The sequence below is a fragment of the Vulcanococcus sp. DEBay_Sum22DG08_74 genome (genome assembly GCF_017852955.1).
GTDB lineage: Bacteria > Cyanobacteriota > Cyanobacteriia > PCC-6307 > Cyanobiaceae > Vulcanococcus.
Genome location: NZ_JAFMKL010000013.1, coordinates 15,808 through 28,462, shown reverse-complemented (window position 1 = coordinate 28,462; position 12,655 = coordinate 15,808). Strand labels below are relative to the sequence as shown.

General features: G+C 65.9%; 17 protein-coding genes. 1 reads left to right on the top strand and 16 read right to left on the bottom strand.

Annotated elements, in window-relative coordinates:
• Positions 1-46: 46 nt before the first annotated feature.
• The 9 genes from QZ184_RS03260 to QZ184_RS03220 all read right to left on the bottom strand — a co-directional run bounded on the left by QZ184_RS03260 (position 47) and on the right by QZ184_RS03220 (position 6,541).
• Positions 47-499, bottom strand: a complete 453-nt coding sequence (locus tag QZ184_RS03260) for a hypothetical protein (RefSeq protein WP_296418135.1) — start codon at positions 497-499, stop codon at positions 47-49.
• Positions 500-504: 5 nt separating this feature from the next.
• Positions 505-810: a hypothetical protein gene (locus tag QZ184_RS03255; protein WP_296415995.1), complete on the bottom strand. Its 306-nt coding sequence runs from the start codon at positions 808-810 to the stop codon at positions 505-507.
• The gene (locus QZ184_RS03250) at positions 807-1,391 is read right to left on the bottom strand and encodes a 5-formyltetrahydrofolate cyclo-ligase (protein ID WP_296415996.1); all 585 of its coding nucleotides are present in this window, start codon (positions 1,389-1,391) and stop codon (positions 807-809) included. The genes QZ184_RS03255 and QZ184_RS03250 overlap by 4 nt, the downstream gene beginning before the upstream one ends.
• On the bottom strand, positions 1,391-1,864 hold the full coding sequence (ruvC, locus tag QZ184_RS03245; protein ID WP_010317939.1) for a crossover junction endodeoxyribonuclease RuvC: 474 nt from the start codon (positions 1,862-1,864) through the stop codon (positions 1,391-1,393). The genes QZ184_RS03250 and ruvC overlap by 1 nt, the downstream gene beginning before the upstream one ends.
• Before the next feature lie 5 nt (positions 1,865-1,869).
• Entirely contained in the window at positions 1,870-2,958 is a 1,089-nt protein-coding gene (bchI, locus tag QZ184_RS03240; protein ID WP_010317938.1) for a magnesium chelatase ATPase subunit I, read from the bottom strand.
• Positions 2,955-4,292: a DUF3370 domain-containing protein gene (locus QZ184_RS03235; RefSeq protein ID WP_296418133.1), complete on the bottom strand. Its 1,338-nt coding sequence runs from the start codon at positions 4,290-4,292 to the stop codon at positions 2,955-2,957. Before QZ184_RS03235 ends, bchI begins: the two co-directional genes overlap by 4 nt.
• A gap of 11 nt (positions 4,293-4,303) precedes the next feature.
• On the bottom strand, positions 4,304-5,353 hold the full coding sequence (locus QZ184_RS03230; protein WP_296418131.1) for a serine hydrolase: 1,050 nt from the start codon (positions 5,351-5,353) through the stop codon (positions 4,304-4,306).
• An 85-nt stretch (positions 5,354-5,438) separates the two neighbouring features.
• On the bottom strand, positions 5,439-6,158 hold the full coding sequence (locus QZ184_RS03225) for an RNA methyltransferase (protein ID WP_247479178.1): 720 nt from the start codon (positions 6,156-6,158) through the stop codon (positions 5,439-5,441).
• Positions 6,155-6,541, bottom strand: coding sequence for a cytochrome c (locus QZ184_RS03220; RefSeq protein WP_247479176.1), 387 nt, complete (start codon positions 6,539-6,541; stop codon positions 6,155-6,157). Before QZ184_RS03220 ends, QZ184_RS03225 begins: the two co-directional genes overlap by 4 nt.
• A 74-nt stretch (positions 6,542-6,615) precedes the next feature.
• Here QZ184_RS03220 and petG point away from each other — a divergent pair, with 74 nt between their 5' ends.
• Positions 6,616-6,729 (top strand): cytochrome b6-f complex subunit V, encoded by a 114-nt coding sequence (gene petG, locus QZ184_RS03215; protein WP_006041770.1) that lies wholly within the window; start codon positions 6,616-6,618, stop codon positions 6,727-6,729.
• 2 nt (positions 6,730-6,731) lie between these two features.
• On the opposite strand, the gene rsmD is transcribed toward petG, so the two are convergent.
• The 7 genes from rsmD to QZ184_RS03180 form a co-directional block, all read right to left on the bottom strand.
• The gene (gene rsmD / locus QZ184_RS03210) at positions 6,732-7,280 is read right to left on the bottom strand and encodes a 16S rRNA (guanine(966)-N(2))-methyltransferase RsmD (protein ID WP_296418129.1); all 549 of its coding nucleotides are present in this window, start codon (positions 7,278-7,280) and stop codon (positions 6,732-6,734) included.
• A complete protein-coding gene (gene hisH / locus QZ184_RS03205) occupies positions 7,277-7,903 on the bottom strand; it encodes an imidazole glycerol phosphate synthase subunit HisH (protein ID WP_296416004.1) in 627 nt (208 codons plus the stop codon). Before hisH ends, rsmD begins: the two co-directional genes overlap by 4 nt.
• Positions 7,900-8,958 (bottom strand): TIGR00730 family Rossman fold protein, encoded by a 1,059-nt coding sequence (locus tag QZ184_RS03200; RefSeq protein ID WP_296418127.1) that lies wholly within the window; start codon positions 8,956-8,958, stop codon positions 7,900-7,902. The genes hisH and QZ184_RS03200 overlap by 4 nt, the downstream gene beginning before the upstream one ends.
• Before the next feature lie 74 nt (positions 8,959-9,032).
• Positions 9,033-9,356 carry a thioredoxin gene (gene trxA, locus QZ184_RS03195; protein ID WP_010317921.1) on the bottom strand — a complete coding sequence of 108 codons (324 nt, stop codon included), beginning with the start codon at positions 9,354-9,356 and terminating at the stop codon, positions 9,033-9,035.
• Between the two features lie 205 nt (positions 9,357-9,561).
• Positions 9,562-10,725 (bottom strand): GuaB3 family IMP dehydrogenase-related protein, encoded by a 1,164-nt coding sequence (locus QZ184_RS03190; RefSeq protein WP_010317920.1) that lies wholly within the window; start codon positions 10,723-10,725, stop codon positions 9,562-9,564.
• Between the two features lie 69 nt (positions 10,726-10,794).
• Positions 10,795-11,412, bottom strand: coding sequence for a CAAD domain-containing protein (locus QZ184_RS03185; protein ID WP_296418125.1), 618 nt, complete (start codon positions 11,410-11,412; stop codon positions 10,795-10,797).
• A gap of 69 nt (positions 11,413-11,481) precedes the next feature.
• Complete coding sequence (locus QZ184_RS03180; protein ID WP_296418122.1) at positions 11,482-12,624, bottom strand: homocysteine biosynthesis protein; 1,143 nt, start codon at positions 12,622-12,624, stop codon at positions 11,482-11,484.
• Positions 12,625-12,655 lie beyond the last annotated feature (31 nt).

The following is a 12,655-nucleotide window of genomic DNA, read 5'->3' as shown; positions in this document are numbered from 1 at the left end:
TTGAGGCGGTCAACGATTTGATCGAGCTTCTGGCTGCCGGTGGCCATTAACGGTTGCGTCTGGTGCGCTGAAGTCCCAGCAGCATGGCAGTTGCACCCAGGGCACTGAGCCAGAGCAGCGGACGTTGCCGGGGCCCTGCGCTGATCTGATCGAGCTGGACCTGACCGCCCTGGACCGGCATCTCCAGGTAGTCGCGATGGCCTGGTCCCCCATCCACCTGCAGTTCAAAGGAGCCTTGGCTGCCAGGGGGCAGGGCAAAGCTCAGTCGACCGCTCGCGTCAGTGCGGCCCAGCTCCTGGCTGCTTCCATCCGGGCCAATCAGCCGGACGAGGGCATCTTGGGTGGGTTCTCCGGTGGAGAACTGGCTCTGAAGCACCAGCTGGGCATTGAGGGCCTCGAGCCGGTTGATGCTTGTCTCAATGCCATGGGCCCTGGCTGGCGGCGTTGAGGCCCAGATCAGAACTGGAGTGGCGGCGCAGAGGACAACGGCGGCTCGCATCTGGATTAAGCGGACCAGCGGCTGTCTGTCTTGGTTTTGCCGGCCTGAACCATGTGAACCATGGAGCTCACCATCATCGAGAGGGCGTCGCTGCTCTCATCGCGCCCTTTGAGCTCCGAGGCCATGACCTGCTCGGCTGCCGTGCCGCGGTTGATGGCAATGCTTGGTCCGCGGCGCTGCTCCTCGGAGGCAGATTGACGCCCGGCAGTGATGGCGGAGAGGAATGCGTCGTTGCCAGCCAGATCCACCGGTGCCGCCCTGAACTGCTCCGATCCTGCCAAATCCAGCGCGCCGGTGCGCCCGGGCTTCACGGTTGCTCAACAGGTTGCAACCCAGGCCGCCAGTGCACCCCCTCCTCATCCAGCCAGCCTGGGAAGGGCACATCCCAGGCCTCAGCGGGGAGCTGCTCCACCAGGCATCCGCTGGCAACCACCGCCAGGGCTGGGATGTCCCTCCAGGGGGAGGACTGCCTCAATCGGTCGAACCAGCCACCGCCGTAGCCCAGGCGGATCCCGGATTGATCGAAGGCCAGGGCAGGGGCCAGCAGCAGTCCAAGTTGTTCCGCCTCCAGGACTGAAGCTGCGTCGCTGGGGGCGGGGATCCCGGTCTCATCCGCAGCGGTGGGATCACCGGGACGCCAACGCCGGTACTGCAAACGGCCCCCGGCGATGCAGGGCAGGGCGATCCGGCCGCTGAGCGACGGCAGATCAGCGAGGCACAGCAGGTCCACCTCTCCGGGCAAGGGCCAGTACAGCCCGAGCAGGCGTCCTTCCGGCAGCAGGCCCGGCAGGTGCTGGATCGCCTGGGCCTGAAGCCGGGGGGCGCAGCTGGCGTGCAGGTTCAGCCGCCGCTGTTTGAAGGTCTGGCGTAAGGGCCCTTTCTGACCCTCCATCAGCGCTGAAACCAGCCGGTGAGCGCGACCGCCAGGGCATCGGCGGCATCATCGGGCCGCGGCGGGGTCTCGAGGTTGAGCTCTCGCATCACCGCATCGAGCACATCGTCCTTGTCGGCATGGCCGTGGCCGGCCAAGGCCAACTTGATCTGCATGGGCGGGAACTCCACCACCGGGATGCTGAAGCGGGCCAGGGTCATCATCAGCACCCCCCGGGCTTGCACCACCGAGATCGTGGTGCTGGAGCGGTAGAAGAAAAACTTCTCCACCGCCGCTAGATCAGGCTTCCAGTTGCGGATCAGGACCCGTAGATCCTTCGCGATTTCCACCATCCGCTCGCCATCACTGCGGCCCGGGTCGGTGCGGATGATCCCGCAATCGAGCATGGTTTGGGCCCCGCCAGGACCCTCCTCGACATCAATCACCCCGTAGCCCACGCGAGCCAGACCGGGATCGATGCCGAGGATTCGCAACGGCCTTAGGCGGCGAGGGCCAGTTCGAAGGCGGCCTTGTCGCTGCTTTCAGGGCGCTCAAACACCTTGCAGAAGACCTTGACCACGCGATCGCCTGAGTCGATCTGCTCGAGGGGGTCCTTGCGCAGGCGGTGGCGCAGGCAGCAAGCAGCCACGCGGGCCACGTCGTCTTCGGTGACTTCCGTGCGCCCTTCGAAGGCGGCCAGGGCCCGGGCGGCCCGGTTGGTGACGATGTCGCCGCGCAGGCCATCCACATCCAGCTCACCGCAGATGGCGGAGATGCGAATGCGCAGGTCGTCGTCGATTTGAACGTGGGGGAGACGGTTCTGCGCCTCAACAACACGGGCCTGGAGGCCGTCCTGTGTTCCCTGAACGGCGTTGTTGAAGCCGTCGGGGTCGTTGTCAAAGGCGGTGCGTTGGTCCACCACCTGCACCCGCAGTTCGGGGTCGCGCACGGTGCGCACCTCGACGCTCATGCCGAAGCGGTCCAGCAGCTGGGGACGCAGTTCACCCTCTTCCGGGTTGCCGGAGCCAATCAGGACGAAGCGAGCAGGGTGGCGAACGCTCACGCCCTCGCGCTCAACGGTGTTCCAACCGGAGGCGGCGGAGTCGAGCAGCACGTCCACCAGGTGGTCGTCCAGCAGGTTGACCTCATCGACGTAGAGCAGGCCGCGGTTGGCTTTCGCCAGCAGGCCGGGCTCAAAGGCGCGAACACCCTCGCTGAGGGCCTTTTCAATGTCGATGGTGCCGCAGAGGCGGTCTTCGGTGGCCCCCAGGGGCAGGTCCACCATGGGCACCTGGCGCTTCTCAGTGGGCAGTTGCTCACCCTGTTCGGCCCGCTGGCGCACCTCGCTGCTCTGCAGGTCAGGGTCGCTGGAGGAGCTGTTGTAGGGGTCGCCGGCGACGACGTCGATCTCCGGCAGCAGATCAGCCAGGGCGCGGATGGTGGTGCTCTTGCCGGTGCCGCGGTCTCCCATGATCATCACCCCGCCGATGCGGGGGTCGATCACGTTCAACAGCAGGGCCAGCTTCATCTCCTCCTGACCCACGATGGCGGTGAAGGGAAAGACCCTGCGCTTGCGGGCTTGCGTCACGGCTGGAGGCTGTCTGGCGGTGCTGGCGATTGTTTCACAGGCAGCAGGCTGAGCACCTGCGGCGGGGTGGCATCGGCGGGGTAGATCAGGCGCACGCGAAGCTCCCGCGTCTCCCCTGGAGTCAGGCTGATGCGGCCCAGTTCAGGACCTTGCTGGCCCGCCCGCTGGACCAGATGGAAGCTCTGGCGGCTGGGTTGACCGTCGAGCCCGTTGAGTTCCACCGTCCCGCGAAACATCACGGAGCGCGATGGACTGCTGTTGAACTGCAGTCCGCCGACGGCCTGATCGGTCTTGAGCGGTGACTCCAGGGCAACGGCCAGCGCTGCGGGGCTCTTGGAGCGATTGCAGAGCGGAATCCGAATGTCGTAGGCGACGCCGTAGTTGCCGTGGGCGGCCCAGGCCGTGCCCGGATAGTGCGCCTTGAGCTCGGCGGTCTGCACCTGGCCGGTTCCGAGGCGGCCACGCTCCAGCGAGGCAATCGGCCAGGAGATGGGGGCCGAGGTGGTGGAGAGGCAGCTCTTGCCCGGATCGCTGACGGTGGCGCTCCAGGTACTCCCGATTTGCACGCCGCTGACGCGGGAATAGACCATGCGCCCCCGGGCGCCCCTTGGGGTGGGTTTGTGCTCCTTGGGGCTCAGCACGCCCGAGCTCAGGATTTGCGCGAGTGCCTGCTGGGTTGGCGGCTCGCTTCCCGTCCCGAAGGCCGCCAGGGTGGCGACGCTGATCGCTCCGCTGGCCTGGAGCCGCAGTTGCAGATTGCGGCCATTCAGCAGTGGATCGAGTCCCTGCACCGGAATCGGCAGCAGCAGCAGGGTGGTGGGGGACCCCGGGCGCAACGTCCAGCGTTTCGGCAGGTTGGGGTTGCGTTGGCGCAGCAGCAGTTCCGTGGCCACCCGGCTTCCAGGGCCTGCGTAGGTGGAGCCGTCCTGCCGCATCCGCTCCGGCAGGGGCAGGAAGGGCGCCTGGGGTTCGCGTCCGTCCGTGGACTGGGAGAGGGCGGTGGAGCCACTCAAGAGCGAGAGCTCAACCGCTTGCTCGCCTCTGGGTTGGGCCACCACCGCCAGCCAGATGGTCGAGTCCGGTTGCTCTGGGGTGCCCGCATAGACGTGGTGGCTGAAGAGGTCGAAGCGACCGTTCAACGGCAGATCCAGGTGGGCGTCGCTGTGCCTCGGGTCGGCGAAGGTCGAGAGCAGGATCCCTGGCCCACTGATCAACTCGGGATTGTTGTCGTTGAGCATCAACACCGCATCGAGGCTCCCCGGCAGAGGAAGGACCTGTTGCGGGCGAAGGATGGGAGCCGCTTGGGGGCTTGCCGCCAGGAGGACAGGAAGCATCGAAGGAGTCCTCAGGCGGTGGGTTTCTTGGGCTTGGCAGGCGCAGGCGCTGGTTTGCGCACCAGGTTTTTGGAGATCTCCCCCGCCATGGCCCGGATCAAGTTGGTGGAGCGCGGGTCGTTGAACGGCCCCTTGACCATGAAGGCGGCCACGGCCCGTTTGCCGTCGGGCAATTCGATCAGGCCCGCATCGGCGTAGGCAATGCCGATGTCACCGGTCTTGTTGTAGACGGTCACCCCGTGGGCCATCAGCTCGCTGTCGGGGGTCGCCGAATCTCCCCCAAGGCCCATCAACATCCCAAGGGGCAAGAGGGTGTTGGTGCGGGAGCGGCCCATGACCTCGCGGAAGAGATCGCGGGCCCGCGGGCTGAGTTTTTCGCCCGTATCCACCAGGGCGATGGAGCGGGCGAGGTCGTAGGCGCTGGTGGTGTTGGTGCCGTCGAGGTCCGGCAGCCAGTTGTTGACGACGGTGCTGCTGAGCCCCAGGGCCTGGAAGCGGGCGTTGATGACGGCTTTGCCTCCCACGCGTTTGACCAAGAGGTTGGTGGCCGTGTTGTCGCTGACGCGGATCATTTCGTTGGCCGCTTCCCAGAAGGGAAAGGTCGTGCCGACGGGCTTGTTCGCCATCCAGCCCGCGCCGCCGCCGACCACCTCTTTGGTCATCGGTAGCCGTTCGTCCCAGCGCAGTTTCCCGGCATCAAGATCCTCAAGAGCCACCAGCAGGATTGGGGTCTTGATGGAGCTGGCGGCGGGCAGGGGCCGTTGGGGGGCGAGCTCGGCAAAGCGGCCGTCATCGAGCACCAGCAGATAGCCGCTGACGGTCAGGTCCTTGTATTGCGCGGCGAGTTGGGCCCAGCGCTTGCTCAGGGCGGTCAGCTCGAGCCTTGGCTCAAAGCGGCCGAGATCCAGGCCGCGCGGAAGCGGCCGTCCTGGGGGCGCGAGCAGCGATTGGGGTTTGGCGACTTGGGCCGCCCCTTGCCCCAGTTTTGGAGCCAGCAGTTTCAGGCCGGTTCCGGCAATCACCCCTAGCCCCAGCCCCATCACCAGGAGACGGAGGACCAAGCGCAGCGGTGCTCCCCAGCTGGAGCGGTTTGAACGTTGTGACCGACCTGCGCCCACGGAAGCGATCGAAGCTTGGGCTCAGACGTTAGGGGCAGTCTCGCTGTGATGCCCAGCGCAATTGACGCACCATTCCCCGCAGCAGGGCGACTTCCTCGTCGCGGATCTCAGCGCGTTGCAGCAGGGCGCGCAGCTTGGCCATGCGCGCCTGGGCGGTATGGGGATAAAGGAAGCCCACCTCCAGCAGCAGGTCTTCCGCATCGCTGAGTGCGGCCTCCAGTTGCTCCCGCTGGCAGGGCTCCGGCTGGGGGGCGGTGGGTGCGGGGCAGCGCCGCAGTTCATGCAGGCAGACCGCAACGGCATGGGAGAGGTTCATCGAGGCGTAGGCCTCGCTGGTCTCCAGGCGCAGGATTCGCCCCGCCTGCAGCAGTTCTGCATTGCTCAGGCCGCGGTCTTCTCGGCCAAAGACCAGAGCCGCTGGGGCGGAGGAGGCATCCGTGTCGGAGGCCTGCAGCCAGGAGAGGGCTTCTGCAGGACCGTTCAGGGGCAAGGCCTCCTCCTCGATGCGGCCGCTGGTGGCCACCACGCGGCGGCAATCGGCAAGGGCGGCCTCAAGGGTGGGGAAGAGTTGGGCCTGCTCCAGCAGTGCCTCGCCATGCACGGCCATCAGACGGGCCTCATCGCCCAGGTGATCGCAGCGGGGGGCGACCAGCCGCAGTTCATCCACCGAGAAATTGGCGCAGAGGCGCGCGACGCTGCCGACATTCAGGGGGCCCGCCGGCTCCACCAGCACCACCGCCAGGCTCACGAGAGGCTGTGGAGGTAGGCCAGGAGATCCGCCATGGCTTGGGGTTCCGGTTGGAAGCGCGGCATGGGCGGCGTTCGTCCGCTGACCACCTGCTGAATCAACTGGCGATTGTTCTTGCGGTTATCGACCTTGTGGAGGTTGGGCCCCACCAAGCCCTGGGCGGCAATGCCATGGCAGCCAGCGCAGTTCAGCAAAAACAGCTGCTCGCCCTGTTCGGCGGAGCCGCTGAGCTGCAGGGTGGTTCGGGTGTAGGGATCGCTGCGGGCAGCCGGGATCACGACCACCAACATCACGATCGTCACGCAGATCGCCGTCAACAGAACCAGCGCCGAGATCAGGCCCCGCTGGGGTTGCTGCGCGGGGGTGGGGGTCTCTGCAGTCACGGTTGATGGAGATCGGTCACGAACCCAGCCATGGGCGTGGGAGAATTGTGCAACCAAAGCTGGTTGCTCCGTCCATGATCGAACCCCTGCTCTGCGGCATCGTGCTCGGTCTGATTCCCGTGACCTTGCTGGGTCTGTTCGTGGCCGCCTGGAACCAATACCGCCGCGGCAGCGCCCTGGGCGGCTGATCTCAAGAGCGAGCGAGCACCAGAAGGCCGCAGCTGCCGTAGTGCTTTTGCTTCTCGACCACCCAACCCGCCGGGATCTCCGGCGGGTTTTTTGTTGCGTGCTCCAGCAGCACAAGGGCCTGTGGATGGAGCCAATCTCCGGCAGCCAGGCGCTCAATCAACGCGCCATAGAGGCCAGCGGCATAGGGCGGATCGGCATAGACCAGATCAAAGCTCTCCCCTTGGGCTGATCCCAGCCAACGGATCGCCTCCTGTTGGATCACCTGGACCGAAGGTCTCGGTTGCAGGCTGGAGGCCACCAGCTCCAGGTTGCTGCGGGCCGTGGCGCCGACGCGACGGTCCTGTTCCACCGCCACCACCTTGGCTGCACCGCGCAAGAGCGCTTCGCAGCCCATCACTCCGCTCCCGCAGAAGAGATCAAGCCAGTGGGCTCCAGGGAGCTCGGCCGCCAGCATGTTCATGACGGCTAGGCGCACCCGAGAGGCCGTGGGGCGAGCGATGTCTCCAGGGGGACTCAGCAGTTTGCGTCCGCCACTGAGTCGCAGGCTCATGCCTGTTCCTCGACCCAGTGCAGCCAGCGGCGAAGCAGCTGCTCACCCGCTTCTGAGGATTTTTCAGGGTGGAACTGGCAGGCTGCGACGCTGCCTTGCCAGACGGCTGCGGTGACGTCCTGGCCGGCAAAGGACACCGAGGCGGTGATGCAGCTCGGATCCTTGGGCTGGGCTGCAAAGGAGTGGACGAAATAGACCCAGCTGTCTGGCGCTCCCTCGGGCAGTAGCGGGGAGGGCGTTCCGGGAATCAGGGCTTCCCAGCCCATGTGGGGGATGGGATGACCCGGAACCTTTGGCAGCGCTGCGATGTGACCTGCGAGCAGTCCAAGGCCGGAGGCTGAACCCTCATCACTGCTCTCAAAGAGCAGTTGCAAGCCCAGGCAGATCCCCAGGAGGGGGCGCCCTGCATTGCACCAGGCCTTGATCGCGGGCACGAGCCCGGAGGCATGGAGACGCTCCATGGCCGGGTCGAAGGCCCCCACCCCGGGCAGGACCAGGGCCTGGCAGTCCTCCAGGGCTTCGGCCTGCTGCAGGATCCGCACTTCACAGCCCAGGCGCTCTAGAGCCCGCTGCACGGAATGCAGGTTGCCCATCCCGTAGTCGATCAGGCCGATGCGCGTCATGGGGTGGGCGGGAGCGAGCAGAGACGTTGTCCAGGTTGCTCGATCGAGGGGGGGAGCTCGAGCGGCAGGCCATTGAGCACATCGATCAGTTGGTAGAGCAGCCCGACCTTGCGGCGATCGAGCTGGAAACGCAGGCAGGGCCGAAGGATGCCGTTGGGGTCGCAGCTCTCCCCTTGGCTGATGTTCCCCTCATCCACGAGGAGATCAAAGCGTTGGTTGAGCTCGGCCACCGTGGCGGCAGGCAGAGGGCAATGCAGCAGAAGCTCCGTCTGCTCCCCCGCGAGTTGAGCGCCGTGGAACACCCGGTAGAAGCGGCTGATCTGCTCCAGGGCCTCGGCGGCACTGCGGGCCTGTTTAAACAGGGAGGTGTCCTCGCTAGAGATCAAGGCCCTGTCCTGCAGGGTGCCGTCAATGGTCTTGAGCCAATCGCTCCAGAAGCTGTCGTCCTCTGGAGCCAGGAGGACCAGGGGGATCGGCGGGGTCCGTCCGGTCTGAATCAGGGTCAGCGATTCGAACAGCTCATCAAAGGTCCCGAAACCGCCGGGCATGACCACCAGGGCGTCGCTTTCGCGCAGGAAGAAGAGCTTGCGGGTGAAGAAGTAGCGGAAGTGGAGCAGGCGCCCGTCGCAGGCATTGACGTAGCGATTGGCGTGCTGCTCAAACGGCAGGTCCACATTCAGGCCAATGCTGCTCTCGCAGCCCGCGCCGCGGTTCGCCGCCTCCATGACGCCGCCGCCGGCTCCCGTCATCACTTCAAAGCCGCGCCGGGCCGCTTCGCGGGCGAGCTCCTCGGCCAGCGCATAGGCCGGCTCCGCCGACTGGGTTCGGGCGGACCCAAACACGGTCACCTTGCGGGTCTGGCGATGGGGGGCAAAGACGTTGAAGCCATCGCGGATGTCCGCCAGGGCACCGGTGATCAGTCGCCACTCATCGGCATCACGGCTATTGCGTGCGATCTCCAGCAGCTGAACCACACTGCGCTCGATGGAGCGGCGTTGGGGATGGCCCTCAAGGGCATCGGCCAACGCGTCCAGGGGGCTTCGCTCGATCGCCATCGTTTGGGATCAGGACAGAAAAGCCCGGCCAAAGGCCGGGCTTGAGGGGAGGTCTTGGGCGGTGCCGCTGACGCTCAGAGGTACTTGGAGATGGTGCCGGAGAGGGTGGTCTTGGGCACAGCACCGACAACGGTGTCGACCTTTTGGCCGTCCTTGAAGATCATCAAGGTGGGGATGCTGCGGATCCCGTACTGGCTGGCGACGTTGGGGTTCTCGTCGGTGTTGAGTTTGAAGACCTTGATCTTGCCTTCGAACTCCTTCGAGATTTCGTCGACGATCGGAGCGACCATGCGGCAGGGGCCGCACCAGGGCGCCCAGAAATCCACAAGAACGGGTACATCGCTCTTGAGCACGTCTTGCTCGAAGGAAGCGTCGGTGACGGCTGCGGCGCTGGACATCCGGTCAGGATCAGTGTTTTCGGAATGTAGCAACGAGTTTTCGGCTTCGGCTGAGGCCTGGAGGAACTCGTAACTGGGTGGAGTGGAGCCGGCGGCGATGCCGCCAGTCCCGGCCAAAGAATGAAAGCTCGGACGCGCCGAGCCGGGGGGTGTGAGGAGTGTGAGGGCTTTTGGCCCCACACACTCCGGAGGCTAACGCGGTCGCTTACTTACCCATGCCCAATTGCTGGGCCTTCTGATAAACCTTGCCTTCGGTCAGCAGGGAGGGGGCGACAACCACCTCCACCTGCTGCATCTCCTTGAGGGTGCGTGCCCCCAGGGTGCCCATCGAGGTCTTGATGCAGCCCAGCAGGTTTTGGGTGCCGTCGTCGAGGGAGGCCGGGCCGCGCAGGATTTTCTCGAGGCTGCCGGTGGTTCCCACCTTGATGCGGGTGCCGCGGGGAAGGACGGGGCTGGGTGTGGCCATCCCCCAGTGGAAGCCACGACCGGGGGCTTCGGCGGAGCGGGCGATCGGTGAACCGATCATCACGGCATCGGCGCCGCAGGCGATGCACTTGCAAATGTCACCGCCGGTGACGATGCCGCCATCGGCAACGATCGGCACGTAACGGCCGCTCTCCTTCATGTAGTCGTCGCGGGCTGCAGCGCAGTCGGCGACTGAGGTGGCTTGGGGAATGCCGATGCCGAGGACGCCGCGGGAGGTGCAAGCGGCTCCAGGGCCGATGCCCACCATCACGCCAGCGGCGCCGGCGCGCATCAGTTTGAGGGCCACGTCATAGGTGACGCAGTTGCCGATGATCACGGGAACCCCGAAATCGCGGCAGAGGGCCTCGAGGTCCAGGCTCTCTTGGCCCTCCGGTCCGATGTGTTCCGTGCTGACCACCGTGGCCTGCACAAAGAACAGATCAGCACCGGCCTCGGCGATGGCCTTGCCGAATTTCAGGGCGGCCACGGGCGTGCCACTGACGGCGGCGATCCCGCCGCGCTCTTTGATTTCAGCGATCCGCTTGCGGATCAGGTCTTCCCGCACGGGCTGGCTGTAGAGCTCCTGCATCAGGGGCACGAACTCTTCCTTGCCCACCGAGGCGATCCGATCGAGCGCAGGGTTGGGATCGTCGTAGCGGCACTGAACCCCTTCAAGGTTCAGAACGCCCAGGGCGCCCTGCTTGGCCAGCTCGACGCACATCCCCACATCAACCACGCCGTCCATGGCGCTGGCGATGATCGGAATCTCACGGGTGATGCCCCCCAGGGTCCAGCTGCTGTCGGTGACGGCCGGATCGACCGTGCGACCGCCTGGCACCAAGGCGATTTCATCGATGCCGTAGGCGCGGCGCACAGTACGGGAACGGCCGAGCTGAATGTCCACCTGAGACCTTTTGAAGCAATCAAGCCAAGCTATCAACCGGCCTGACTGCTTCTGGCCCTCAACCGTCTGCTAGCGCTGACCCCGGAAGCTGCTCCAGCGCTGCTTCAGGCCGTCGATCACCTGATGGCGATCGTCGCTCTTGACCAGGCGCGTCAGGCTGAATCTCACGACGCTGATCACACCCACCAGCTCCAGCAATCCAGGCAGCAGGGGCACGCTTTCCACCACGCCCAGCAGGGCGCCATAGATCCGCAGAACGAGCAGAAGGCCGATCAGGCCGGCAACCAGGGTGATGGGGGTGCGAGCGGTTTGCCACTGCTGCTGCAGTTGGCCGCTGGCAATCCACTGCTTGACCTTCTCAACCAGCAACTCCCATTCGCCGCCCTCGCCTTCGTTCGCGGTGGTCACCGCCGCTGGGCTGGCCGGCACATCGGTGGTGCTGGCGACCTGGGGGGTCCAGGCATTCACCGGTTCAGCAGCAGGAACGGGCTCCGGCTCCGGCGCTGGAGTCGGTTCGGGCTCCGGTGTGACCTCGACTGTGGGTTCCGCGGCGGTCTCTGCTGCCGTCTCGATTAGCTCGCTTTCGACGGTTTCAGTCGTTGCGACGGTTTCAGTGGCTTGGACCTCGAGAGCCTCGACTTCGGGCTGCTGCTCGGCGTCCGGCTGGGGGGCAGGAGCATCAGCCATGGCTTGGGGTTTGAGATCAATGGTCCGGGAGCTTACGGCCGTTTTTGATCGTTGTCGGTTCGCTTGGTGTTAGTTCAGCGCCCGCACAGTCCGGTCGCTGGGCAGTGGTGCGAGGGGCAGGCGCAGGGGGAAGGCACCGCGTTGCAGCATCTCCGCCAGTTGCGCTTCGGCTTCCGCCGCCAGCCGCGGGCTGTGGGCTGGTGCGGCCGTGAGTTGCCGATCACCGAGCCGAATGGCACCGCTGAACAGCTCGCTGTAGCGGGCGCTTGCGGGAGAGGGGCGCACCCGCCTGGGGATGCCGTAGTCCAAGACCGGCGCTGACAGCTCTTCGGCTGTTGCTGTAAGTTGCTCCGCAGTGCTGAGGCTCAACAGCGGGATGGGGGCGGCGATGGCCACGAGCAGGCCGCTGCTGCCGTCGGCAAGTCGGGTGGCCCGGATGGCCGATGGTCTGAGTCCATGCAGGTCCACCTCCAGGGCACAGCAGGCCCCTGGCCCGAGCGCAAACCCGTCGCTGCTTCGTTTCGTCTTGGGGTTGTGGCCGCTGCCAGGCCCGCTGACCCAGCCGATGGCTCCCCCCACGAGGACGGGTGATCCCGCTCCAAGGCCCGTCAAGCCAGGCATGCTCAGACCGATGCTTCCAGGACCGCGGCAGCTGTAGAGCGCGCTGGTCCATGGGCCGAGCACGGGGCCCCAGGGGGTTGGGGTGAGGCCTTCTCGACTGCTGACCGCCACTACGCCGTTTTCGCTGATGCCGCGGTGCAGCAGCAGCCGGCCACAGGGGATGTCCTCCAGGCCGAGTTCGGTCTCCAGCTCAACCTTCGGCTGCTGCTGACTGGGCGTCCCGCCAATGGAGAGGGGCAGACGTTGCCCCGCAAGCAGTGCGCTGAGCAGGGCCGCGCCCCCGGTCCCCATCGGAATCACGAGATCGGTGTTGCCGTGACCGCCGTGGCCTTCAGCAGGTCCAAAACGGAACTGACGAATCCGGATCGGTGGATCGCTTGGCCCCAGGTGCAGGACCAGCGTGGCCTGCTGCATCAGCTCGGCGTCGCTGGCGACGACGACGTGGGTCTCCAGGTAGGCCTGCTCCAATCCCCGCGCCTCGGCCAGCTCTCGAAATTGCGTAGCGCTGCGGACCTGGAGTTCCCCGTCCCGTTGCAGTTGCAGCAGATCTGTCTCGCTCCGAGTGGGGGTTGACCCAGGGGAGGCAGACACAGGCGCAAGTACCGATAAAATGCGTTCTAAT

Coding starts and splice junctions, on each gene's coding strand:
- QZ184_RS03235 (WP_296418133.1), bottom strand. CDS start 4,292: ATGCTTCCTGTCCTCCTGGCGGCAAGCCCCCAAGCGGCTCCCATCCTT.
- hisH (WP_296416004.1), bottom strand. CDS start 7,903: ATGACGCGCATCGGCCTGATCGACTACGGGATGGGCAACCTGCATTCC.
- QZ184_RS03185 (WP_296418125.1), bottom strand. CDS start 11,412: ATGGCTGATGCTCCTGCCCCCCAGCCGGACGCCGAGCAGCAGCCCGAA.
- petG (WP_006041770.1), top strand. CDS start 6,616: ATGATCGAACCCCTGCTCTGCGGCATCGTGCTCGGTCTGATTCCCGTG.
- QZ184_RS03260 (WP_296418135.1), bottom strand. CDS start 499: ATGCGAGCCGCCGTTGTCCTCTGCGCCGCCACTCCAGTTCTGATCTGG.
- rsmD (WP_296418129.1), bottom strand. CDS start 7,280: ATGAGCCTGCGACTCAGTGGCGGACGCAAACTGCTGAGTCCCCCTGGA.
- trxA (WP_010317921.1), bottom strand. CDS start 9,356: ATGTCCAGCGCCGCAGCCGTCACCGACGCTTCCTTCGAGCAAGACGTG.
- QZ184_RS03200 (WP_296418127.1), bottom strand. CDS start 8,958: ATGGCGATCGAGCGAAGCCCCCTGGACGCGTTGGCCGATGCCCTTGAG.
- QZ184_RS03250 (WP_296415996.1), bottom strand. CDS start 1,391: ATGGAGGGTCAGAAAGGGCCCTTACGCCAGACCTTCAAACAGCGGCGG.